20 protein-coding genes, 1 tRNA gene and 2 pseudogenes are annotated in these 22215 nt (G+C 62.8%); 12 read left to right on the top strand and 11 right to left on the bottom strand.

Annotation, left to right across the window (positions count from 1 at the left end):
- Nucleotides 1-94: 94 nt before the first annotated feature.
- The 4 genes and pseudogenes from FIU85_RS09765 to FIU85_RS22505 form a co-directional block, all read right to left on the bottom strand.
- Nucleotides 95-238 (bottom strand): annotated as a pseudogene (locus FIU85_RS09765) (NAD(P)-dependent oxidoreductase); the annotation flags it as partial.
- Between the two features lie 67 nt (nucleotides 239-305).
- Nucleotides 306-1334: a LacI family DNA-binding transcriptional regulator gene (locus FIU85_RS09760; protein ID WP_152490931.1), complete on the bottom strand. Its 1029-nt coding sequence runs from the start codon at nucleotides 1332-1334 to the stop codon at nucleotides 306-308.
- A gap of 69 nt (nucleotides 1335-1403) precedes the next feature.
- On the bottom strand, nucleotides 1404-1916 hold the full coding sequence (locus FIU85_RS09755; RefSeq protein WP_172978857.1) for a hypothetical protein: 513 nt from the start codon (nucleotides 1914-1916) through the stop codon (nucleotides 1404-1406).
- A gap of 17 nt (nucleotides 1917-1933) precedes the next feature.
- A complete protein-coding gene (locus FIU85_RS22505; RefSeq protein WP_152496756.1) occupies nucleotides 1934-3919 on the bottom strand; it encodes a YadA-like family protein in 1986 nt (661 codons plus the stop codon).
- A 191-nt stretch (nucleotides 3920-4110) separates the two neighbouring features.
- Here FIU85_RS22505 and FIU85_RS09745 point away from each other — a divergent pair.
- The 8 genes and pseudogenes from FIU85_RS09745 (at nucleotide 4111) to FIU85_RS09720 (ending at nucleotide 8670) form a co-directional block, all read left to right on the top strand.
- Nucleotides 4111-4187 (top strand) — tRNA-Arg (locus tag FIU85_RS09745).
- Between the two features lie 302 nt (nucleotides 4188-4489).
- The gene (locus FIU85_RS09740; RefSeq protein ID WP_152496755.1) at nucleotides 4490-5719 is read left to right on the top strand and encodes a helix-turn-helix domain-containing protein; all 1230 of its coding nucleotides are present in this window, start codon (nucleotides 4490-4492) and stop codon (nucleotides 5717-5719) included.
- A gap of 137 nt (nucleotides 5720-5856) precedes the next feature.
- Nucleotides 5857-6162 (top strand): hypothetical protein, encoded by a 306-nt coding sequence (locus tag FIU85_RS09735; protein ID WP_152496754.1) that lies wholly within the window; start codon nucleotides 5857-5859, stop codon nucleotides 6160-6162.
- Nucleotides 6159-6872: pseudogene (locus FIU85_RS22595) on the top strand (relaxase/mobilization nuclease domain-containing protein); the annotation flags it as partial. The gene FIU85_RS09735 and the pseudogene FIU85_RS22595, both read left to right, overlap by 4 nt.
- 40 nt (nucleotides 6873-6912) lie before the next feature.
- Nucleotides 6913-7467, top strand: coding sequence for a hypothetical protein (locus FIU85_RS22305; protein WP_254703041.1), 555 nt, complete (start codon nucleotides 6913-6915; stop codon nucleotides 7465-7467).
- A 6-nt stretch (nucleotides 7468-7473) separates the two neighbouring features.
- Nucleotides 7474-7710, top strand: a complete 237-nt coding sequence (locus FIU85_RS22300; RefSeq protein WP_254703040.1) for a hypothetical protein — start codon at nucleotides 7474-7476, stop codon at nucleotides 7708-7710.
- Between the two features lie 40 nt (nucleotides 7711-7750).
- On the top strand, nucleotides 7751-8104 hold the full coding sequence (locus FIU85_RS09725) for a transposase (protein WP_152496752.1): 354 nt from the start codon (nucleotides 7751-7753) through the stop codon (nucleotides 8102-8104).
- Nucleotides 8104-8670, top strand: a complete 567-nt coding sequence (locus tag FIU85_RS09720) for a metallophosphoesterase (protein ID WP_152496751.1) — start codon at nucleotides 8104-8106, stop codon at nucleotides 8668-8670. The genes FIU85_RS09725 and FIU85_RS09720 overlap by 1 nt, the downstream gene beginning before the upstream one ends.
- A gap of 5 nt (nucleotides 8671-8675) precedes the next feature.
- On the opposite strand, the gene FIU85_RS09715 is transcribed toward FIU85_RS09720, so the two are convergent.
- Together FIU85_RS09715 and tmk are read right to left on the bottom strand one after the other, a co-directional pair.
- Entirely contained in the window at nucleotides 8676-11414 is a 2739-nt protein-coding gene (locus tag FIU85_RS09715) for a DUF3427 domain-containing protein (protein WP_152496750.1), read from the bottom strand.
- A gap of 404 nt (nucleotides 11415-11818) precedes the next feature.
- On the bottom strand, nucleotides 11819-12439 hold the full coding sequence (tmk, locus tag FIU85_RS09710) for a dTMP kinase (protein ID WP_152496749.1): 621 nt from the start codon (nucleotides 12437-12439) through the stop codon (nucleotides 11819-11821).
- 45 nt (nucleotides 12440-12484) lie between these two features.
- Between tmk and FIU85_RS09705 the strand changes: the two genes are divergently transcribed.
- Together FIU85_RS09705 and FIU85_RS09700 are read left to right on the top strand one after the other, a co-directional pair.
- A complete protein-coding gene (locus tag FIU85_RS09705; protein WP_152496748.1) occupies nucleotides 12485-13921 on the top strand; it encodes a radical SAM protein in 1437 nt (478 codons plus the stop codon).
- Between the two features lie 9 nt (nucleotides 13922-13930).
- Entirely contained in the window at nucleotides 13931-15382 is a 1452-nt protein-coding gene (locus FIU85_RS09700; RefSeq protein WP_152496747.1) for an HD domain-containing protein, read from the top strand.
- A 333-nt stretch (nucleotides 15383-15715) separates the two neighbouring features.
- Here the strand turns inward: FIU85_RS09700 and FIU85_RS09695 are convergent, their stop codons facing one another.
- Complete coding sequence (locus FIU85_RS09695) at nucleotides 15716-16120, bottom strand: hypothetical protein (protein WP_152496746.1); 405 nt, start codon at nucleotides 16118-16120, stop codon at nucleotides 15716-15718.
- 234 nt (nucleotides 16121-16354) lie between these two features.
- Nucleotides 16355-16513, bottom strand: a complete 159-nt coding sequence (locus tag FIU85_RS22005; protein ID WP_172978856.1) for a hypothetical protein — start codon at nucleotides 16511-16513, stop codon at nucleotides 16355-16357.
- 549 nt (nucleotides 16514-17062) lie between these two features.
- Here FIU85_RS22005 and FIU85_RS09685 point away from each other — a divergent pair.
- On the top strand, nucleotides 17063-18169 hold the full coding sequence (locus FIU85_RS09685) for a tyrosine-type recombinase/integrase (RefSeq protein WP_172978855.1): 1107 nt from the start codon (nucleotides 17063-17065) through the stop codon (nucleotides 18167-18169).
- A 546-nt stretch (nucleotides 18170-18715) separates the two neighbouring features.
- On the opposite strand, the gene FIU85_RS09680 is transcribed toward FIU85_RS09685, so the two are convergent.
- From FIU85_RS09680 to FIU85_RS09670, 3 genes are all read right to left on the bottom strand, one after another.
- Nucleotides 18716-20326, bottom strand: a complete 1611-nt coding sequence (locus FIU85_RS09680; RefSeq protein WP_152490934.1) for a BCCT family transporter — start codon at nucleotides 20324-20326, stop codon at nucleotides 18716-18718.
- Between the two features lie 128 nt (nucleotides 20327-20454).
- Nucleotides 20455-21159, bottom strand: coding sequence for a hypothetical protein (locus tag FIU85_RS09675; protein ID WP_172978854.1), 705 nt, complete (start codon nucleotides 21157-21159; stop codon nucleotides 20455-20457).
- Between the two features lie 19 nt (nucleotides 21160-21178).
- Nucleotides 21179-21421, bottom strand: coding sequence for a hypothetical protein (locus tag FIU85_RS09670; RefSeq protein WP_152490935.1), 243 nt, complete (start codon nucleotides 21419-21421; stop codon nucleotides 21179-21181).
- Between the two features lie 210 nt (nucleotides 21422-21631).
- Here FIU85_RS09670 and FIU85_RS09665 point away from each other — a divergent pair, with 210 nt between their 5' ends.
- Nucleotides 21632-22162 (top strand): hypothetical protein, encoded by a 531-nt coding sequence (locus FIU85_RS09665; RefSeq protein ID WP_152490936.1) that lies wholly within the window; start codon nucleotides 21632-21634, stop codon nucleotides 22160-22162.
- Nucleotides 22163-22215 lie beyond the last annotated feature (53 nt).

The following is a 22215-nucleotide window of genomic DNA, read 5'->3' as shown; positions in this document are numbered from 1 at the left end:
CCGCCGGGCATGGTTAACGGCCTTGCGGGACAAGGCGGAGAATTGATGGATATTGGTTACGTTTCCATTAATTTCGACGCCGGGTCGGCATTGCTCAGGTCGCATGGCCGCGCGGGCGCACCCCGAATGCCGGTTCTTCGGGGTCGTCGTCGACCATTTCGGCGGGAAAGCCCGGCGGGGTGATGTCGAGGCCCGTGGCCTCTTCCAGGCGACGGAACATGTCGTCGGACTGCGCCCGCAGGATGGTGCGGTGTGAATGAGGTGGTGTCTGCTCTGTCCGCGACAGGCGAGAGGCGTGGAGCGCCCTAAAGGCGGCGCAGGGTGTCGCCGTAGGTGAGCGTGGGCTCCAGGACGATGCGCGACGGCGCGCCCTGGCCGTCGACGCTGGCGGCGCGGGTCACGATCAGGTCCGCGGCGCGGCGGCCGATTTCCTGGCGGCAGGAATCCATGGTGGCCAGTTCGCGCGGCAGGCCCTTGATCAGGTCGACACCGTTGAAGCCCGCAAGACCCACCTCGCCGGGAATGTCGACGCCCTGCTCGGTGAGGTAGAGCAGGCCGCCCGCGCCGATCAGGTCGTTGGAATAGTATATGAAGTCGAGGTCGGGGCTGCGGGCCAGCACGTCGCGGGTCATCTCGCGTCCCTTCTTCAGCGCCGAACCGCCGGAGTAGAACTCGCGGTCCTCGATCTCGATCCCGGCCTTGGCGAGGGTTTCGGTGAACCCTTCGAAGCGTTTGCGGGCGCGGTGGTCGAGCGGCATCTTGGTGCCCAGGAAGGCGATGCGCCGGTATCCGGCCTTGATGATCGCCTTGGCCATCTGCGAGCCGGCGCGGCGGTGCGAGATGCCGACCACCGAGTCGATCGCGGTGCCGTCCACATCCATGATCTCGACCACCGGGATGCCGGAGGCACGCAGCATGGCGCGCGCCGCGTCGGAATGGTCCATGCCGGCGATGATCACGCCCGAGGGGCGCCAGGACAGCATTTCGTAGAGGACCTTTTCCTCTTTCTCAGGGCGGTAGCCGGTGACGCCGACCACGGGCTGCAGATCGGTCTCGTCGAGGGCCTCGGAGATCCCGGTCATGACCTCGGGGAAGACCATGTTGGACATCGAGGGAATGATGACCGCGACAAGGTTCACCCGCTGGCTGGCCAGCGCGCCGGCGATCTTGTTCGGCACGTAGCCCAGCGTCTTGGCGGCGGCGAGGACGCGGCTGCGGGTGGCATCGGACACGTCGCCGCGATTGCGCAAGACGCGGCTGACGGTCATTTCGGACACGCCCGAAGCCTCGGATACGTCGCGAAGCGTGAGCGGTCGGTTATCCTGTGACGTCATGGCGCGGGGCGTTCCTGTCAGGGGGTGCGCCGATTCTAGCCGAACCGGCGTCACCGCTGCAAGCAGGGCTTACTCCGCCTCGGTTTCCGGGTCGGGGTCGGTCTGCGCCTCTGCGGAGGGGTCCGGGGCCGGAACCGATATGGGATCGAAAGCGCCCACCGAGATATCCAGCAGAACCCACCGCCGGCCTTCGTTCACCAGCACCATGTCAAAGCTGAAATGCTGTGGCCGGGTCGGAAAGTACCCTGTGAGCCGCATCTGCTGACCCCCGGCGGCAATCTTGGCCTGGAGGATTTCAGGCTCGGTCACAAGGACCGGCAGCATGTCGAGACCGGCCTCGCGCACCGGCGTGAAGAGCCCCGCAAGCCGGGTCGGATCGTTCGCGGCAGAAAACTCGGGCGCGGCATAATCCCGCAGCACGGTATAGTTGCCCGTCCAGTTGCCGTGATTCACGGCCGTCATGATGTCGCGGATCAGCGCGACGGCGAAGCTGCGCTCGACCTGCTCTTGTGCGGCCGCAGGTCCGGTCATGAGCACTACGGCGAAAAGCGCCGCAACGATCCGTTGCGACGCTCCCTTCATGGCGAGATGTGTTGCCGTTACCAGGCCCATGTCACCCCGACACGGCCACCGGTCTGGTTATTGTCAAAACCGTGGGCGAGACCGGCGTCGAACTGCACGGAATCGCTCGCGCGGAAGCCCATGTTGAGCGCGAAGGCGGTCTTGCCCTCGAAGGCGCCGATCCCGGTGGACAAGGCGAAGGTCCGGTCGCTGGGCACGTAGGGCGCATCGAGGGCCATCGCCATCGCGATGCCTTCCTTGTTGTTCTCGATGCCACGCGCGTTCGACGCAATCCCACGGGAGTTGGCCGCAATCGATCCTGTGTTGGCCTGGACCGCGCTGGTCAGCGCCGCCGTCGGCAGCGCGGAATTGTCGACCGCGAGATTGCCCGACGCGTCCGTCGTCAGGTAGCCGACGACGGCGCCCTGTGCCGCGGTGCTTTCTGCGGAGTTGATTCCGGGCGTGGTATAGGTGTTCTGCGCGTTGCCGAGGACGAACTGGTTGGCGTTGGTGGCTTGGGCCCCGTCACCGATTGCGACCGAGTTGGTGGCCGTGGCCGTTGCCAGGTTGCCGAAGGACAGCGACCGCTCGCCGGACGCGACGGCCCCTTCGCCGACCGCCGTGGACCGCACACCGCTTGCACGGGCAAGGTGGCCGAACGCTTGTGCACGCTCTGCCGTTGCCATGGCTTGCCAGCCCATCGCCGTGGCGCCGGGGCCGGTTGCGACGGTTTCGCCGCCGACTGCCGTGGTCGAGGGGCCGGTGGCCTGCGAGGTGTCACCGAAGGCAATCGAGTCGATGCCGTTCGCGATGGCCTCGTTGCCGATGGCGGTGGCGTTGTCGGTCTGCGCGTCGGCGTTTTCACCGACCGCGAGGCTGCGGACGCCTTGTGCCGTCGCAAGGTGCCCGAAGGCTTGCGCGCGTTCGGCTGTTGCCTGGCTTTGCCAGCCGATGGCGGTGGTGCCGGGGCCGGTCGCGACGGTTTCGCCGCCGACTGCGGTGGTGGAGGGGCCGGTGGCCTGCGAGGTGTCACCGAAGGCAATCGAATCGACGCCGTTCGCGATGGCCTCGTTGCCGATGGCGGTGGCGTTGTCGGTTTGCGCGTCGGCGTTCTCGCCAACGGCGAGGCTGCGGACGCCCTGTGCGGTCGCGAGATGCCCGAAGGCCTGTGCGCGTTCCGCCGTCGCCTGGCTCTGCCAGCCGATGGCGGTGGTGCCGGGGCCGGTCGCGACGGTTTCGCCGCCGACTGCGGTGGTGGAGGGGCCGGTGGCCTGCGAGGTGTCACCGAAGGCAATCGAATCGACGCCGTTCGCGATGGCCTCGTTGCCGATGGCGGTGGCGTTGTCGGTCTGCGCGTCGGCGTTTTCACCGACCGCGAGGCTGCGGACGCCCTGTGCGGTTGCCAGATGCCCGAAGGCCTGTGCACGTTCGGCTGTTGCCTGGCTTTGCCAGCCGATGGCGGTGGTGCCGGGGCCGGTCGCGACGGTTTCGCCGCCGACTGCGGTGGTGGAGGGGCCGGTGGCCTGCGAGGTGTCACCGAAGGCAATCGAATCGACGCCGTTCGCGATGGCCTCGTTGCCGATGGCGGTGGCGTTGTCGGTTTGCGCGTCGGCGTTCTCGCCAACCGCGAGGCTGCGGACGCCCTGCGCGGTTGCGAGGTGCCCGAAGGCCTGTGCGCGTTCGGCTGTTGCCTGGCTTTGCCAGCCGATGGCGGTGGTGCCGGGGCCGGTTGCGACGGTCTCGCCGCCGACTGCGGTGGTGGAGGGGCCGGTGGCTGCGGCTTCGGACCCGATGGCGATGCCGTCGGTCGACGTTGCATCGGTCACCGACTGATCCCCGATGGCGACCGAGAAGTCACCGTTCGAGGTGCTGTTTTCGCCGCATTCGACGCTATTGGTGCCAGCGCCCGTGTTGCAGGGTGCGGTTGTGTCCGCCATCGCCGCGTGGCTGCCGGCGAGGACAAAGACGATGGCCGTGCCGCTGCGCAGCAGCGCACGGCGTGGGGATTGTGTGATGGAGAACATGTAAACCCTAACCTTGGTTGAACTGATACCTAGACCGAAACAATCTCGGCTATTCCACGATATGCGCCAAACAGGCGTGGAGCAAAGCTATTCTTGCGTTTTTCTTGATGTCATCGCGCGCAGGCGCACTCAGAGAGACGTTTCATCCTCTTCGTGACACGCGCGGGCGACTGGATTATGAACGCGGCAGCGGCCCCGTGGCTCAACTGGATAGAGCAGCCCCCTCCTAAGGGGCAGGTTGCAGGTTCGAATCCTGCCGGGGTCACCACTTTTCATAATTATATCAGTAGCTTATGCACCTTGGGTGCGCGCATCCTGCAGGTTCTTGCAGGATTTTCCGGCGGTTTTCGGCCCTAGATCGGGAGCATCCCGTACAAAACCCGTACAATCGGACCGGGCTGGCTCTGATTCAGCTGGGAGATGGGCAAAGAAAAACCTCGGTCCGGCGGCAACCGAAACCGAGGCAAATTCAAAAGCAGGCACGAAATTCTGCTTCCCCGAGTATAGCGCATCGAGCCGCCCTGTCACAACGAAAATCCTTTGGTGCGAACTCCCCGATGGGAGGGTCGCATGACGCATGTGTTGACGCACCGCGGTCTGCCGGAAGGGATGACCCGATGGGATCTCTACGGCCTCCTGGTGAAGGCGGCGAAGCACTTCGGCCTGACCGATACTATGCTCAAGTACCTGCGCTTCGCGATCTCCCGGACTCAGGATCAGGATTATGCCGCAGGCAGGATCTGCGCACTGTGGCCCTCGGTCTCGGAAACGGCGTCGCAGCTGGAGGCGGACCCGCGCCAGATTGCCCGGGCCGAGGCGCGCTTGGCGGAGCTGGGCTTCATCGTGAAATCCAGCGCAGCGCGGTGTCGGCGCTACGGCGTCAGGTCGGAAAACGTCATCCGCTACGCTTTCGGCATCAACCTCGCTCCGCTCGTGGATCGGGCCCGCGAGATCGAGGCCGCCGCGCGGAAGACTTGCTTCGAGAAGGAAGAGGCCAAGCGTCTGCGCCTTCATATCCCCAAGCTGTTGGAGCGGGTCCGAACCTCCGGGGACGCTTCCGCCGAAGAGGCCGCGGAAGTGATCCTGCCATCTCGGCGCCCCTCCCGCATCTGGCGCTATGCGCGGCTGAAGGAGATCGCCGACGCGCTGGAGGCGTTGATCGAGACGTTCGCCGACGCGTCTGTGGCAGTGGAAATGTCCGACCGGTGCGACGTGGATGTCGCACCCAGGGAAGGTAGAAAAACAAACTCAAAAAGAAGTAGCAGCGGGCAGCTCGAACCCCGACTGTCCCCGGCACAGTTCTGCATCCTCGCCAGCCCGGGCTTCGAAGATGCGGTTCGGCAGTACGCGCCCCCAGGTGCGCCCCCCGATTGGCGCACGATCCCCGCCGCGGCGAAGGATTGGGTGCAGGTGCGGGGCATCCCGGCTGGTCTCTGGCAGCGGCAGGTCGACTGCCTCGGTCCGGAGAAGGCGGCCATCTGTCTTCTCGTCGCAGATCGAAATGCAGAGCGGGTCGGCAGTGTGCATCAGGTCGATGACCTTCGCCGCGCGTTCCTGGGCTTGGCGCGCAACACCGCTGCGCGTGGTTCCGCACTTCGCGGTTTGATCGGAGAGCTTCAAGGCTTGCGGCGTCAATTGCACGACCGCGCCACCATGCCCGACGCTTCAGGTCATGCGCCGCGGAGTGGTGGTGAGATCGCCTCCCACACGGCAGGCGAGCCACCGCTTCGCAGCCGCCAGCGGCGGCTCCCAGAGGCAACGTGGCAGGTCTTCCGCGAAATGTCAGAGGGGGCCGAGTGATGGTCACGGGACGGAAATCAAGTTCACCCACGTCTTGCGACGCGGGAACAGGCGAGGGCGCTGCGCCCCCTTCGAACACCCCGGCAGTTTCAGGAGCCAAGTATGCCGAGCAGTTGTCCCGATCAATTACCTTCCGGGTGTCCCAGTTTGAGAAGGACGCATTGGATGACATCGCACGTCAGGCCCGCCGCCCGCTGGCGGAGTTGCTGAGAGAGGCCCTGGGGATGGTGACGTCTGGCCACCGCACCAACGTCCCCATGGCGCCGCCGGAGCTGATGCGGGCCGTCGCTCGCCTCGAGGCCGACATGGACGAGGTCACGCGCGTTCTGCGGGCGGCCGAGGCAGATGGCAGCTATCTGGACCGCCTGGCGATCCTGAGCCTGCTGGTCGCCATCGATCGGAAGCTGGGCAAGCTGGCGCACCGGCATTGGAGCTGGCGATGATGGTCAAGTTCTTCGACCATGGTCAGGGCGAGGCCGCTCCTGCGGTGAAGTACCTTATCGAGGAGGTGGTGGTAGACTACGACCAGTACCGCCAGCCCAAGCGCGACGCGGTTGGCAGAATCAAGCGTGTGCGCCGCTCGACCGCTCCCGAGGTTCTGAAGGGGCACCCGGAGCGGATGATTGACCTCGTGGACGCGGTGCCGCATCGCTGGCGGTACAAGTCCGGGGTGTTGAGCTTTGCCGCCGAGGATGCCCCGACAGAAGCGCAGCAGCGCCAGATGATAGAGGCGTTCGAGGCCTTCGCTTGCCCAGGCCTGACCCATGACCGCTACCGGATGTTGTGGGTGCGCCACCTGCATGCGGGTCGCGTGGAGCTGCACTTTCTCATGCCGCGGATGGAGCTGCGGACGGGAAAGTCCCTCAACATCGCGCCGCCAGGTCACGAGCAGTCGTTCCTGGCTTTCATGGATCTGCACAACCGCCGGCATGGCTGGGCCGATCCCATGGACCCGGCACGGGCACGCGACGTGAAGACCATCACCGAAGCGCCAGAACGGGCGCAGACACGAGAAGCGGTCCACGAGTGGGTGAAGGAGCAGGTCGGTCTGGGGGTGATCCTTGACCGCGACACGCTGCTCGAAGCGCTAAAGAGCGTCGGCTTCGCCAACCCGAGAGCGGGGGGCGATTACGTGACCGTCGCCGACCCTGACCAGCCAAAGAACAAGTGGCGTTTGAGAGGAAAGTACTTCCATGACGATTGGACCGCAGAAACAGCTCAGCCCCCGCATTCGACAGAACATGGAGCAGATGCTGGAGGCTCAGCTCGACTCGCTGCAATCCCAATTGAAGAGCTCGAACGACGTGTTGCGGAAGACTGCGCAAAGAGCCGCGCGTACAATCTCGGACGATTTGGAGAGCCTTCGCGACCTGTCCCGCAAGAGCACGCAGGACCTGAAGGACGAGGTGGCGTACCGAAGGGTCGAAATCGAGAGCCTGATGAGGGAGCTGGAGCAGCATCGCCTGAGGCACGGCCAGATCGTGACGCGGCGTGCGGTGGCCCTGATCCTGTCGGGGATCGCCCTCGCCGGGTTGATGGCGGCCTTCAGCGCGTTCCTGGGCGCGAAAGTGGCAACGCTGCCGCCGCCCGAGCCACCGATCCAGCGGATCCCGGAGCAATTGACGGGCAGCCGGACTATCCGTGGCGTCGGCGGCCTGGGACAGGTGATCGTCTTGCCGCCGGGACTGTCGCCCGCAAGCTGCCCGATCGGCGCAGGAACGAACCGCACCTGTCTGACGATGGAGTGATTCCAGATGACCCTGACACCGCTCGAGAAAGAGTTGCTCGCCTGCGTCAAAGAATTGGAGAAGAGCGTCTCCGCGTGCATGCAGCGGCAACTCGAGCAAGAGAAGGCGCTCGCCGAATTGCGGAGCGAATTGAACGCCTCGTTGTCGACCTTGCACGGCGCCTTGGAGGCCGGGCGCCGACCGCCGGAACGCACCGAGCCAGAGGAGCGAAAGCGGACCGGGTTCATTCGCAGACGTACCTGACAGCAGGCACCGAGCCAGAGCAGTGAAGGTGGAAAAAGGAATGACAACGAAACCTGTGCGGGGGAGAGCGGCAAGACCTTCATACCCGGCCGAGAAAAGGGCAAGCGCGGTCCAGGAGGTCCTGGATATTCAGGATGATCACCCCTCCCTCTGGGCTGCCGTCTCCGAGGTGGCGCCACGCATCGGATGCGCGCCGAAGACCTTGCTCGAGTGGGTTCAGGACAGTGGTCTGTTAGAGACCGTTGATCCCGTGCTTCTATCCAACCGGAAGCGTCTCGCTGCGATTTCGAAGGCCGAGCTTGAGCTGGAGAACCAGCGGCTGCGCGCCGAGAACGACGTGTTGCGACAGGCCTGCCTGATCTTCGCCCGCGGCCCGGCGGGGGGAGGCTTCTGATGGCGCATTGGTACACGGCGGACCTGCATTTCGGGCATGAGGCGATCATCAGATTCTGCAAACGTCCGTTCCGCAGCGCCAGCCATATGGACGGCGCGCTGCTGGAGAACCTTTGGTCCAAGGTCGGCCCAGAGGACGATCTATGGATCGTTGGTGATTTTGCCTGGGGAAAGCGATCTGACGATGAGGCCTGGCTACACGGCATCTTTCAGCAGCTACCAGGTGCGCGGCGTCATCTGGTCATCGGCAACCATGATGGCGCTGCGACACGTGCGTTGCCCTGGGACAGTATTGGCCATCTCGCGCAAGTGGAGGATGCGCCAAAGGAACCGCCTCTGACCCTCTGCCATTACCCCATGATCACCTGGGAGCACGCCCGGCGCGGCGCGCTGCAGCTCTTCGGTCACGTTCATGGGAATTGGGCAGGGACGCGAAACGCGGTGAACGTTGGGGTAGATGTCTGGGACTATTGTCCGGTGCAATTCGAGACGATCAGCCGTCGTGCGCGCAGTCTTCCAGTGAACTCACACTGGAAAGACGCCGAGCCGAGGTCTGCCGGCGCCTAGAAGCCTCAGGTTGGGCCAGGCACACCGAGCTCTGGCTGCAGCGCCATCGGCACTGGCTCGGTAAGTTGCCAGGTCACGGCAATCGGCTTCTCGCCCTCCCAGGACAGGAAACGGGGTTTCCCGCAGTAGATGAAGGGGTTCACCTTGCCGTTCACCTTGTTGCCACGGCGCACGAAGAGGTGGACTTCCTCATCTTCCTTGCCTGAGATGATCCGGCCATGGCGACCGTCCTGCGTCGTCCGGTTCTGGCTGAACCAACGCAGGCGATCCGGCGCCAGGAACCCATTCTCGTAGACCAGATCCTGGGTCGAGACGTTGGCAAGCAAGATCAGAGCGTTCTTTTCCCGGATCGGTAGGATGCCGGTGCGCCAGACGTTTTGCTTGTACTCGACACCAAAGGCTTCGGCGATTTCAGGGGCAAGATATCTCTGCCAAAGCTGCAGGCCCTTTGATCGATGAACGAACGGCGATTCGGGTTCCGCAACCTCGGTGCCAGGGGTTTCAGCCTTTCGCCAGTCCATCAGTTCTTGGGCGAGTTCGCGCAGAGCCGCTCCGCGACTTGGGCGTGTAAGCTGCCAGCCGTTGCGGCCATCGCTAAAATGCGGATCGAACGCCAGGGCTTCGGTGCCGTTCCGAGGTTGCTGCCCTACAAGTATTGCCTCGATGGCTGCGAGTGCTTCAGCCGTGTAGCGCTTCGGTCGCTCAATATCCGCCAGCAATCGCGCATGGCTTGCGAAGACTTCTTCGGGCAGCGGGTCACCCATGTCGCGTACGAAGCTGAACCAGCTGCCGTGCCCAGTCGCCCTCGGGTCAAAGCCGTTGCGGAAGACCTCGATCGCCGTTGGTCGTACGCCCTGCCTGTCGCGGAAGTCCAGGTAGAAGGCTTCAAGCTCAGCTGCACCTTCCTTGGGTTTCAGGAGCGTGCGCAGGATGTCGATGGTCTCAAGTTCGTAGGTTACCTCACAGCCGGGCGGCATGGTCAGCTCTCCGCGCTCCCATTTGTCCAGCTTGCGGGTGATCGACCGATCGCCGGCACCGGCGCCGGTCAGGGTCGCCACCTTGGTCAGGAAGGATCTGTGGTTCCCGATGTAGTCGATGACCTGAAGCACTTTGCCCTCGACCTTGCGCAACCCGCGACCCAGCTGCTGAAGCCAGATGATCGCGCTTTCGGTCGGGCGCAGCATCAGCACGGTGCCGATCTCGGGCACGTCGACGCCTTCGTTGAACATGTCGACCGCAAAGAGGATATCCAGCTCTCCTGCGCCCAGCTGGGTCAGCGAAGAGGCACGCGGCGCCGAGTCCTCGCCTGAGTGGACGGCGACGGCCCGCAGCCCCGCGTCGCGGAAGAACTGGGCCATGTAGTCAGCATGCCGCTTCGAGCAGCAAAAACCGATCGCAGGGCCCTTTGCCCGTTTACGGAACTGTTCCAGCGCGTTTTCGGCGCGGGCGGTGGTCGCCAGTTGTGCCTCAAGCTCGGTCGGGTCGAACTGGCCGGACCGCCAAGGGATCTGCGCATAGTCGATGTCGTCCGGCACGCCGAAATAGTGGAAGGGAGACAGCCGGCCAGCCTCGATGCCGCGGAAGAGGTCGCATTGATACACCAAGTTTTCACCGCAGAGCCCTAGCAGGTCGCCACCGTCTGTCCTGTCGGGGGTGGCGGTCAGCCCAAGCAGGAAGCGGGGTGTGAAATGGTCGATCAGGTTCTGATAGGTCCGCGCTGCGGCATGGTGGAATTCGTCGACGACAATGTAGTCGAAGTGATCCGGCGCAAAACGCCTCAGGTGCTGGGCCCGGCCAAGGGTCTGGATCGAAGCAAAGAGAATATCGACGTCGGCCTCTTTCTCCGTCCCGCTGTAGCGGCCCATGCGGGCCTCGGGACGCACCTTCCGGAAAGCAGACATGGCCTGTGTCAGGATCTCGTCGCGATGCGCGACGAACAAGACACGGCCGGCATTGGCCCGCTGGGTATCAAAGGCCGCCAGCCAGGTCTTCCCGAGCCCGGTTGCAAGAACGACGAGCCCGGCCCGAAGCCCTGTCTGACGCGTGGCCTGCAAAGCCTCCAGAGCTTCGACTTGGATCGGGTGCGGCTCAGGAGGCGGGCCCTCATTTTCGACCATTTTGCGGGAGAACTCGGGCAGCGGTTGCGCGCGACGGCGTCGGGCATAGCTCTCGACCCATTCTTCGGTGAGCGGCGCAACCTGTGGCCTGCGCAGTAGGTCCTCGAAGGCATCGGCAACCTGATCCGTCGCGGCTTCGGAATGGAGGTTCCACTCCACGCCCTCCTCCAGCGCGGACTTTGACAAGTTTGAGCTGCCCACGACTGCCATGCCCGAGGCATCCGCCGCACGGAAAAGCCAAGCCTTGGGGTGGAAGCTCAGACCTCGCGTCTCGAACACAAAGAGCTCGGCGCCATCCAGATCCAGCAGCCGGCGTAGGGCGGCGGGATCGGTCGTGTCGAGATAGTCGCCCACGATGATGCGCAGGCGCCCTTTGCGGGCCAGAAGCTCCCTCAACCAAGGCTCGAGCAGTGCGACGCCGCTGTCCATGGCGAAGGCCACGGCCAAGTCGACCGAAGTGGCCCTGTCGATGTGTTCACCAAGAAGCGGCAGGAGTGGGTCGGCGCCACCCGTCGTCAGCCGGCCCCTGTCATCCAGCACGAAATGGAAATGACCGAAGGCGGTAGACGTACGAAGCCGTGACACGCCGCTCGACAAGGCGCCAGCAAGAGCGCCAAGCATTTGCATCTGTTCCGCCGAGCTCAGGTTGCCCCATTCCAGGACGTGTCGCGGCGCTGGAATGATACCAGCGACGTTCTGGGTGCAGATGGGGCAAAGAGTGTAAGTGGAGGGCAATCAGGGACCGGAACATAAGACGTTCCGGTAGCTTGGCCGAAGTGCTCGTCGCTGTCCAGGACGGGAAAAACTGCGTGCAAATTGCACTTTTCCGCATCAGACGTTTACTTGCTGCGGAGTGAGCAACCGGAAGAAGTAAAAAGCTGAAAAGGTCTCCGTTGAATAGCCCCCTGTATCGTGGAGTCACGATCACTCCGTCCGTCAAATGCCCTTGCCTCTGCGGTCGAACAAGAAGTGCTACAAATGTGCTCTCACTAAAGTCATCACCGGCCGACCTCGACGACATGAAACCGTCGCTACAGTAATCCAGATTGTTTCACTTCGGACAAGATCAGGTTGGCGACCTCGTCGGCCGCACGGGCTGCATCGATGACGCGGCACCGGTCTGGGTTCCGCTTCGCCACTGTAAGTAAGCCTTCCCGAATCCGGACAAAGTCCCGGGTGGCTTCTGAGGGGTCCCGACCTGCGGCGTCGTCGCGTGCCGAGCGTCTCTCTAGCGCTTGCGCGGGGTCTAGGTCCAGAATGAAGGTCAGATCGGGCATTGTGTCGCCAACAACCGCCGAGGCGATTTCCGAATAGAGCTGTTCTGGCAAGCCCGTGTCGTGAACCTGAAACGCGTAGGTCGAATCGAGGAAGCGGTCGCTGACGACCCACTCGCGAGCGTCCAGAGCTGGGCGGATTACGCTCTCGACATGGCTTACCCTGGCCGCCGAAATCAGCAGCATTTCTTCAAGGGGCGACAGCTTCGCGGCACGCTCCGCCACCAAGATAGAACGGACACCGGCACCGATCAGCCCCCCGTCCGGCTCCTTCGTCTTGAGTACCTGCTCGCCCATCTTGCGAAGCGCGGCGGTTAGAAGGTTGCTCTGTGTGGATTTTCCGCTGCCGTCGATGCCCTCGATACTTATAAATGGCACGATATTCCCCTATGTATTGCTGCCAAGGCACGATTGGTGGAAAGAATGTATAGATCAAACATCGTCAATTTCGTTTCCGCCGGCATGCTCTCACCTAAAAAACGCGACCATGCACTGGCGCGACGACAGCTATACCTCAATTACGGCGCGCTGTCCTTAGCCACCAAACTCGAGCTCGCGGGCTATAATGTAACCCTGCTCCATGGAGAGCATCGCCTTCCCAAAGATGTGTTGGAGCAGTTAGAGGAAACCGGGCGATTTCCGTCGATCTACCCGCTGATGGTTTCAGTTCCGAGTTTTTACGCTCTCCCCTGGGCTCAGGCGTTTTGCAAGCTCGCGAAGGCTTCCGACCCTCACTGCCGGATCGTGGTCGGAGGCCGTTGGGTCGTCGGCCCCGACACGGATTGGCTGAGTTGCCTGTTACCGGAAGCCGATGTGCTCGCCCCAGGTCTCAGCGAGAGCGTCATTGAACAGCTTCTGACGGAAAGCCCCGAGCTCACTCGCATTGCGGAGCCAACGCCAGGCTTCACGCTTAACCATCGTTTGGTGGACGACTTTCGCAAGTATCAACCTAGCATCGAGGCCTCGCGCGGCTGTGGAATGGGCTGCGCGTTCTGTGAAGAGCGTGACATCAAGGTTGAAAAACTCGGGAACGGCGTCGCGTTGGCGGAAACGATGGCTCTTGTGCGCGAGCAATACGACGGCGAGGAAATCCACCCTTACCTCCAGTCTTCGATGTTCCTGCCGAACGCCCGCTGGGCGGCGGGTTTCGCAGAAGAGGTGCACCGCCAGGGCCTTGATATCTCATGGCGTACCGAAACTCGGGTCGACGTGATGACGCCCCAAACCCTTGAGCACCTTGCTCGGGCGGGGCTGCGGGTCATCGATCTCGGGCTGGAGACCGCCTCTCCGCGCCAAATCCTGGCGATGAAGAAGGCCGGTGACCCCGATCGCTACCTCTCCGCAGCCTCTGATCTCTTGGCGGCTTGCCGTGACAACGGTGTGAAGGCCAAGGTTAACGTGCTGCTCTATGCCGGTGAGTCTCGTCAGACCCTTGGCGAGACGACCGCATGGCTCGACGACCGACGAGATGCGGTCGCCGGCGTTTCGGTCGGCCCGGTGCTCGCTTATGGACCGCCGAGAACGGCGGGCGGTCTGATCGAGGAGTGGCGCGGGCTTGGGGCGCGGCCGATCGATGAACGCGCCGCCGCTGCTTCCGGCATCACCGCGATGCACCTTAGTCCGGACTTTCCCGCGGAAGTAGCCGAGGCAGAAAGCCTCACCCTTTCCCGTCGCTTCATGGACCAAGACTCTTACTTCGCCCTGAAGAGCTTCTCTTATTATCCGCGCGATTTCGGTCGCGAAGACTTCGACCGTGACGTTGCGGCTTCCGATCCAGCCTTGCTGCCTTTTGCTGTCAAAGGCGCGGCGATGTCCGAGTTCACGGTTACACCGGGTTTCAACGGCACACCTGCAGACTGAGGAGAGCCAATGTCGACCAAGATGATCAAGGACCCGATCCACGGTTCGATCGAGTTCGAAGGACAGGCCGAACTCGAACTTAAGACCATGCTGTCTGATCCGTATTTTCAGCGGCTGCGGCGCGTAAAGCAGCTAGGCTTTTCTGACTTTGTATTTCCGTCCGCCACCCATTCTCGGTTTGCTCATTCCTTGGGCGTATACGCAGTGGCCAAGCGCTTACTGTCAGTCGTAGAGCCTGACGTCAAAAAGGGCGATTGGTCGGGTCAAGGTCACGCGTGCTTGGCCGCGGCACTTCTGCACGATATCGGCCACGGAATGTTCAGCCACGCGTTTGAGAACGCGATGAAACTATACGTGGCGCGCAATCCGCAGCCGAAAGACAGCCCGCTCACGTCCGCGGTCGACCACGAGAAGATTAGTCCCCGGATCATCAAGAATTCGTCCATCAGTCGCGCACTCGAGAAGATGGGTGGCGCCGGGTTCCCAGAGATGGTGGCGAACATGATCGCTAAGAAGGATGAGCAGTGCATATATACATCACTGGTGTCGAGCCAACTCGATGCCGACCGCCTGGACTACGCAAAGCGCGACCCTTACTTCGCGGGCGTCTCCTCGGGCGGCATCGACCTCGACTGGCTCATGCGGAATTTTCAGGTCGGGAACGGCACTAAAGGGCGCTTTCTCTACGTGAACAGCAAGGCTTACATCTCGCTTGAACAGTTCACCGTCACGCTGTTCCAACTGTATCCGACCCTGTATCTGCACAAGCGGACCCGCGGGATTGAGTACATGTTCTCGCTTTTGATGAGCCGAGTCTTCGAGCACATCTCCGCCGGAAACGAAGCGCAGGCCGGACTGGCGCACAACCATGCGTTGGTTCGTTTTTTTCGGGATCCGGCTAACCTCGAAAATGCGCTCTTGCTCGACGATAGCTTGTTCTGGGGGGCTCTGCATCTCTTCCAGGAAGCTAGCGACCCCGAGATTCAGACGGTTGCCAATCGTATCGCTTCTCGGCACTCCTACCCCATGCATGACATCTGGAAGCACGCGGAAGACGTCGCTGCCGGCAATCCGGCGATGAAGGCGCTCGATGCCGGCCGGCGGGTGGAAGTGCTCAATAACGTCTGCATGCAGGTTGCAAAAGATCTGCAGGAACGGCAGGAAATTTGGTCGGAGGCTTGCTACTACGACAACTATCCCCGGAAGCTCTATAGTCCGGGGAATGTCGAAGGCGGCCACCCTCAGCAAATCAACGTCGAGTTCGGAAACAAAATCGTGGATATTGCCTCAATCTCACCGATTGTTGCCAGCGCAGCGCGCTTCAGCATCCACCGCATCTACTACGATGACGCCAAGGGTGGACTTGGCGCTCGATTGGAGGCGGCAATTCGGGACGGAGTGACGGCGAGGCTGAACGAGCAACTGAAGGATAACGTTCAGGGCGACCCCCACAAACCTTAGAGGCCGCGTAGAAACTCGCGGGGTTTAGATCCACGCTCCGAAGAGCACGCGCGAGTTCAAGTGCAGCATGACCATCGTCCGGTTGGTGATCAACGCAGCTAACCAACGGGATTTCATAAGGTTCTCCGATATCACGATGCGGAGCCGCAGTTGCTGCGCCGAGCATGAATGTCCGCTTCATTCATCTTACTCCGTGGCCCATTCTGCGCAGCGTCAGGCCGCTTTCCGCTCGTTGCGATCAAGACAGATACAGGCCCAAACCGGAAACTCATTGAGCTTGCGGCGAAGGTCTGGAGATGACGCAATACGGACTTTCCAGCGCGCAATCTTGAATTAGTAGGGCTCACCCCAGTCAGGATCGATGTGACAGCCTTTGCCGCAATCTGCCTCGATCATGATGCCGTTGTGGCCTCCCCCGGCTACCAACACGGCGTCAAAGATTGCCCCGCGGAGGTCGGGCACATAGAGGCTGGGGCGCACGGTGACCGTGTAGCAGGCCCCGGCGTTTGAATCACACCAGATGGTTTCGAGGCGGCGCGCCATCAGCTCTGGCATCGCGTCGATGACCCGGCGCATCGTGTCCAGCTCAGCCATTACAGCCCAGCGGCTCTCAATCTGGACGCCCCGATAGCGGAAGCTCGAGACCGGGGCCTTGGGTCCGGCGTCGGCACGGTCAACTTCATACTGACGCTGGATCAGCTCAGCCGCCTCGGGCGGGAGATCGGTGTATTTTACCACGTTGCACTCCTGTGAAATGTCGTGCCCCGCGAGCTTTGCCGCAGGGCACGACGATGACCGTCACTTCTTCTTGATGGTCTCCACCACATGGGTGGATTTGCGTTGCGTGGCCTTCTTGACCGTAGTGAAGCGGCCCGTCTTGGCGCTGCGGCCGACTTTGAACGTCTTGGATTTCATGTTTTGAACTTTCACTATTGCATTGAGGATGGGAGGCACGCTCACCGTGCCTCCCCTTCATTTGGGTGGGGTGGCTTTTGCTGCGCTGACATGCCCGAGCGAATCACCAAATTGTCCTGGTCCGGGTCGGGCTTGAACTGGAATGGCATTGAACGTTCCTTCATCAGATCGAAAACCTGCCAGATCTTGCCGCTTTTTGGTCTCCTGAGAAAACATAATGATTTCATTTGCTTGACCCATTTTCGCGGGCCATGATCTTAGCGTAAAAGCGGTTTGGAGGCGCAGATGAACGATACATTTGAGAACGCAGTCACGCCAGAGATTTGGTGCGAGCGGCTGCGCTCACAGGGGGCAGAGGTCTCAGCGCGCGTTTTGCGGGCGAAGGCTCGTTCCTGCGGCCACTACTACGCCCTCGGCCGGGTCATGCTGCTGTCAGCGGAGCATGTCGAGGCGATCCTATCCGTCGAAGGAGCCCAGGTTCGGAGAGGCGGGCAAGCTATCGGGACTTGGTCCCGTGGGAAGTGATTTCGATCGAGAGAACGATGCGGCCATTCGCCCGGAGGAGGCCCGATGTGGTTCGGCCATTCTGGACGCAGGCAAGTCGCCTGCAGACTGGGTTTCCTGGTTGCAGGAGTACCGCCAGATCAACATCGCGGAGCGGACGTTGCGGGAGAAGGCGAACCGCTTGGGGGCGTGCTTTCGGATCGGCAATGCCATGATCATCACTCCCGACCAGATCGATGAAATTCTGACGGAGGACTGGAAGTGCCGCTCGAACCGTACCTCAGAGGCAAGGTCTATTGGGTCAAAGGCTGGATCGAATACAACAGCCGCCCGATCGCCGGTCCATATCGACAAAGCACGAGATCGACTTCGGAAGCTGGCGCGCGGGACTGGATAAGCGAAGAGACCGAGATGCAGATCCGCAAGCACATCGTCGGCGAGGAGCGGGCGCTTCGCTTCGCAGATGCAACCGAACTCTACCAGCCTGACAGCAGGAGTGCGCGCCAACTACTACCGATCCTCGATGAGATCGGCAGTTTGCCCCTCGCGGCCATTACCGGGCGTCTGCTGAAGAATCTCGGTCCGAAGTTACGCCCAAACGCGTCCACGGATACTTGGTGGCGGGAAATTGTGACTCCAGCGCGGGCGGTCATCAATAATGCGCACGAGCTGAAGGGGACGCCACTGCTGCGCGTTCGTCGCTACGACCAGTTCGAGCGCAACGCCCAAGACAAGCGCCGCGGCAAGGCCAGTCGTGTTGAGCGGGTTCCTGCAACACGGGCCTGGATCGACGCCTTCTGTGCGGAAGCCGATCCGTACAATGCTGCCATGGCGCGCTTCATGTTCGAAACGGCCGCCAGGATCGATCAGGCTGTTTCTCTGACCCCGGACGACCTGCGCTCGGAGAAATGCCAGGTACGGGTCAAAGCTCAGAAGGGACATCCGGAAAGCTGGATAGCCGTCTCGCCGGAAATGATGGCGGAGTTGCAGGAGTTGCGTCCCAAGCGCCCCCGCAACCGCAGAACTGGAGCGATCTTGCCGCCGCGAGTCTTCGGGTACGCGAGCTCGACAGGCTACAACAACCGCTGGAAGACGATCTGCCGCCGCGCTGGCATTCCGTACCTCTCGGCTCATGCCGCAGGACGGCACGGATTCTTCACCGAGCTGGTCATACGTCAGGGCGTGGACCCTGTTACTGCCGCGCGGGCGGGCCGGTGGTCCGATGCCAATCTGCCGATGAGCATCTACGCCCATCCGGAGAGCGACGAGGCCGACATTCGGGCGCGTTTTCGTACACGGTCCGTACAGACGGACTCGTCGAATAATGATAACCTACAGAAAGAAAATGGAGAAATGGGCAATGGATAGCACCCTCCTAAGGGGCAGGTTGCAGGTTCGAATCCTGCCGGGGTCGCCAATCTTCCGCGTGCAACGGCCAATGCACCGTAAGCTTGCACGTTTAGGCGGTTTTCCTGCCCACTGCCTGTCAAGGGGGCATTCTAAGTCCGACACAATCGGCCCAACTTCGAGGTATCCTGGCTGTTCATGCTAAGAGCTTGCTTAGCAGTCGTTCGTGTCCCGGCTGGCGAATGGCCGCATCGAGCCCTTTGCGGACAAGTGTGATCTATTTCCCCGAGCGCCATCGACGGGCCGCGGCGCGGCGATCCGACGGTAGTTCGGCAGCACTTTATCGAGGCCAAATCCGAAACAGTATGGAGCGATTCACCGTACTTCACCCAATCGCCGGGCCGTGGGGGCGGCCCGTCGATGGCGCGGGGCCTGCGGCCTGTTTCCGCGCCGGGGCTGTAGATCAAACGTCTTTTATGTCCGCTGAGCCGCCATTCTCGAGTGCCATAAGCAATATCCTCGCACATCCGATCTGTACATGCTTATGGTGCGTTGGCACGTGCAACGTCAGAACTTCGTCAGACCGGGACGCTTGCCGATGGTGATGTGATCGATCTCCTCGTTGCGCAGGCCGAGGATCAGGGCGGGTATCATCAGGAACACCAGGCAGAAGATCGGCAGGCCGACAACGGTGATGACCTGTTGCAGGGCGGTGAGGCCGGCGTCGCCGGCGAGGACGATCAGCATCGTGGCCACCAGCCCTTCGGAGACGCCCCAGAACACGCGCTGGCGGGTCGGGCCGGGATCGGGGGAGCCGGTGCAGAGCATGTCGACCACCAGCGAGGCGGAGTCCGAAGAGGTTGCGAAGAAAATCGCGACCACGAGCACGGCGATACCCTGTACGAGGTCGGCGAAGGGGAAGTTTTCGAAGAAGGCGAACATGGCGAGCGGCACCGACTCGGCCACCGCATCGCTGAGCGCGCCGGCCTGGTCGCCCAGCGCCTCGCGCGCGGCGGCGCCGATGCCGTCGATTTCCATCGCCTGCCAGCCGAAGATCGAGAACCAGATCAGGGTGAAGAGCGAGGGCGCCAGAAGGACCCCGAAGACGAATTCGCGGATCGTGCGCCCGCGCGAGATCCGGGCCACGAAGAGGCCGATGAAAGGGGACCACGTCACGGTCCAGGCCCAGTAGAAGACGGTCCAGCCGCCCTGCCAGCCCCAGCCGTCGGAATCGGGGCCAATATCGGCCAGCATGTCGTTCCAGAACGCGAGGCGCGGAAGGTTGCCGAGGTAAAGCCCGACGGTTTCAACCATGCCGCGCAGCAAAAAGAGCGTCGAGCCGCAGATCAGCACGAAGATCATCAGGCCCACGGCCATGCCGATATTGATGTTCGACAGCAGCTTCACGCCCTTGTCGAGGCCCGCGACGATGGAGACCACGGCCACCGCTGTCAGCACCGTGAGGATCGCGACCTTGAGCATGACGCCGCTTTCCCAGCCGAACAGGGCCTCGAGCCCGGCGGCGATCTGGGACGAGCCGAGGCCGAGCGAGACCGCGACGCCGAAGAGCGTGCCGAGAACCGCGGCGATGTCGATGGCTTTGCCCCACGGGCCGTAGATCCGATCCTTGAGAAGGGGGTAGAAGACCGAACTGACCCGCACGGGCAGGTCGTAGCGATTGATGAAATAGGCAAAGGCCAGCCCCGGCAGGGCGAAGATCGTCCAGGTGTGCAGGGCGAGGTGGTAGGTGGCGATGGAGATCGCGTCTTGCGCGGCCTCCTGGGAGAAGGGCTCGACCCCGGGCAGGGGCGGGGTGGCGAAATGGCTCATGGGTTCGGCCACGCCCCAGAACATCAGCACCGTGCCGATGCCGCCGGCGAAGAGCATCGTGAACCAAGACAGGTTGGTGTAATCGGGGCGCGAATCGCGCGGGCCGAGACGGATATGTCCGTGGCGGCTCATGGCCGTCCAGACGAGGAAGCCGAGCCAGAGATTGACGCCGAGGATGAAGAACCACCCCAGGTGAGAAACGATCCAAGCGCGCCCGGCAGCGAAGGCGTCGCCGATGGGTTCGGGGGCAATGACCAGTGCGAGGACGAAAACGAGGGTGAAGATTGCGGATACGGAAAAAATCACCGGATCGGTTTTCAGGCCCATCCGTTCAACCCACGTAGTCATATGACTGTCCCCCTCTGGACGTTTTTCGTTCTTGAACGTTAAGGTCTTGAACGCAGTGGGGGTGCGGTGAGTTCCACAACTTTTGGTAGCGCGCCAAGCGAAACACGCGTCCTAGGGCGCGGGCGGCGTCAGATCACCCGGATGACTTTCTTGTCGATGGCCAGCATGTAGCCGCGCCGCGCGATGTTCTTGACCAGCAGTTCCGACACCATCTGGTTGCCCAGCGTGTCGCGCAGGCGCTTGATCCGGGTCGCGCCCGCGGCTTCCTCGCAGTCGTCGGCGGCGCGGCCCGAGATCACCGCCTCGATCTCGGCGCCCGAGAGCACGTCATCGTCCATCCGCGCCTCGGCCAGCACGGCGAGCGTTTCCATCGCCGCATCGGTCAGCTTGAACCCCATGTTGTTAAGGTAGACGGCGTTTTCCTCGCGGCTGATGAGCAGCGAACTGACCTGGATGCCGGAATGTTCGATCTGCGCGAGGCGGCGATTCATGCCGGCGAGCATCACCAGGAAGACCAGCGCGGCCACGAGGAGGGCCGTGGCGAAGATCAGCAGCACGAGGATGAGCATCCGGTAGCTGCCCAGGGTTTCGGAAAAGGCGGTGCCCGAGAGGGCGAGGATTTCCAGGAGCTTGATCTCGGCGTCCGAGGTGAGCGCGTCGTTCTCGGCGAAAATCTGCGCCACCTTGTCGTTGAAGGCGTTGGCGTCGGGCAACGTGAGCACCAGGAGGATGGCGGCACCGACGAGAATGGTGACGATGGCCGCGACGCCAAAGAGCACGATCCGGTTGCCGGAGCGGCGGGTGTCGGTGATGGAAGTGTCGAGATCCTGCACGTGCCCCTGGCCCCCTGCGCTAGCCTTCGCGGACCGACAGGACCTTGAGCAAGGTCAGGCCCTGTCCGGCAAGGCGGGCGCCAAGCTGGGCGGTGGCGTTGGCGACGGTACAGGGCCCGCTGACCTGCGCAACCTCGTAGATGAGCTCGAACGGGGTGTCGCGCTTGGCCTTGTACTCGGCATAGCAGGCGGCCTGTGCGGCGCCGGTCGTGGCGGTGGCAAGGCCGAGCGTCACGACGAGGGGAAGGGTTTTGCGTTTCATGGCGCCAAGATGCGCGTATCCCTGCCGCTATTCAATATCGGGTTGGCGGGAAACGGCCTTTTGCGCCGTGTTATCGGATAGCAGGTGGCCGTTATTGCCTGTCTCGGCGGGCTGGACCCATCCTTGATGCATCGCCTGACCCGGGCCGACACGGTGACGTCATGACCGGGGTGGGGACCGATCAAGGCTCAAGCAGAGAAAGGACCTGACATGACACATCGGACATTCATATCGCTGATCCTGGCGGCGGCGCTCGCCGTGACGGGGATGACAGCCGCGCCGGCGCAGGCCGGTGACAAGGACGTGGCCAAATGGGTGGCGGGGGCGGTCGCCCTGGGGCTGATCGGCGCGGCCATCGCCGACCAGCGCCGCGACGACCGCGCGGTGACGCGCCTTCAGGGCGGCCACGGGCCACGGTTCAACAACGGGCATCGCCGCGGGTACGACCGGTACGACAATCGCGGGCATCGGCGCGGGCATGACGGCTATGGTCATCGTGGGCGTCATGGCGATCGGTTTGCATTGCCGCAGCAGTGCCGCCGCGACGTGCGGGTCCGGGGCGGCGTGCTGCGCGGGTATGGGCGGCATTGCCTGCTGAAAAATTATCCGCGGTTCAATGCGCTGCCGCATCGCTGCGCTGTGGAGACACGCGGGCACGGCCGGCGCGGCGTCATCTATGGCAGCCAGTGCCTGGAGCGGTACGGGTTCAACGATCGCAGAAGCGACAAGTACCGCAAATAAGAGCGCGGATACCGGTCGAGCAGTGAGGGGAGGCGCGCGGCTCGAAGCATCCT

The sequence above is a fragment of the Roseovarius sp. THAF8 genome, assembly GCF_009363735.1.
Taxonomy (GTDB): domain Bacteria; phylum Pseudomonadota; class Alphaproteobacteria; order Rhodobacterales; family Rhodobacteraceae; genus Roseovarius.
The sequence above is the reverse complement of the archived record's forward strand: the minus strand, read 5'-3'. Positions and strand labels throughout refer to the sequence as shown.

Coding starts and splice junctions, on each gene's coding strand:
- FIU85_RS09760 (WP_152490931.1), bottom strand. CDS start 1,334: ATGACGTCACAGGATAACCGACCGCTCACGCTTCGCGACGTATCCGAG.
- FIU85_RS09755 (WP_172978857.1), bottom strand. CDS start 1,916: ATGAAGGGAGCGTCGCAACGGATCGTTGCGGCGCTTTTCGCCGTAGTG.
- FIU85_RS22505 (WP_152496756.1), bottom strand. CDS start 3,919: ATGTTCTCCATCACACAATCCCCACGCCGTGCGCTGCTGCGCAGCGGC.
- FIU85_RS09740 (WP_152496755.1), top strand. CDS start 4,490: ATGACGCATGTGTTGACGCACCGCGGTCTGCCGGAAGGGATGACCCGA.
- FIU85_RS22305 (WP_254703041.1), top strand. CDS start 6,913: ATGACGATTGGACCGCAGAAACAGCTCAGCCCCCGCATTCGACAGAAC.
- FIU85_RS22300 (WP_254703040.1), top strand. CDS start 7,474: ATGACCCTGACACCGCTCGAGAAAGAGTTGCTCGCCTGCGTCAAAGAA.
- FIU85_RS09725 (WP_152496752.1), top strand. CDS start 7,751: ATGACAACGAAACCTGTGCGGGGGAGAGCGGCAAGACCTTCATACCCG.
- FIU85_RS09720 (WP_152496751.1), top strand. CDS start 8,104: ATGGCGCATTGGTACACGGCGGACCTGCATTTCGGGCATGAGGCGATC.
- FIU85_RS09715 (WP_152496750.1), bottom strand. CDS start 11,414: ATGCAAATGCTTGGCGCTCTTGCTGGCGCCTTGTCGAGCGGCGTGTCA.
- FIU85_RS09705 (WP_152496748.1), top strand. CDS start 12,485: ATGTATAGATCAAACATCGTCAATTTCGTTTCCGCCGGCATGCTCTCA.
- FIU85_RS09700 (WP_152496747.1), top strand. CDS start 13,931: ATGTCGACCAAGATGATCAAGGACCCGATCCACGGTTCGATCGAGTTC.
- FIU85_RS22005 (WP_172978856.1), bottom strand. CDS start 16,513: ATGTTTTCTCAGGAGACCAAAAAGCGGCAAGATCTGGCAGGTTTTCGA.
- FIU85_RS09680 (WP_152490934.1), bottom strand. CDS start 20,326: ATGACTACGTGGGTTGAACGGATGGGCCTGAAAACCGATCCGGTGATT.
- FIU85_RS09670 (WP_152490935.1), bottom strand. CDS start 21,421: ATGAAACGCAAAACCCTTCCCCTCGTCGTGACGCTCGGCCTTGCCACC.
- FIU85_RS09665 (WP_152490936.1), top strand. CDS start 21,632: ATGACACATCGGACATTCATATCGCTGATCCTGGCGGCGGCGCTCGCC.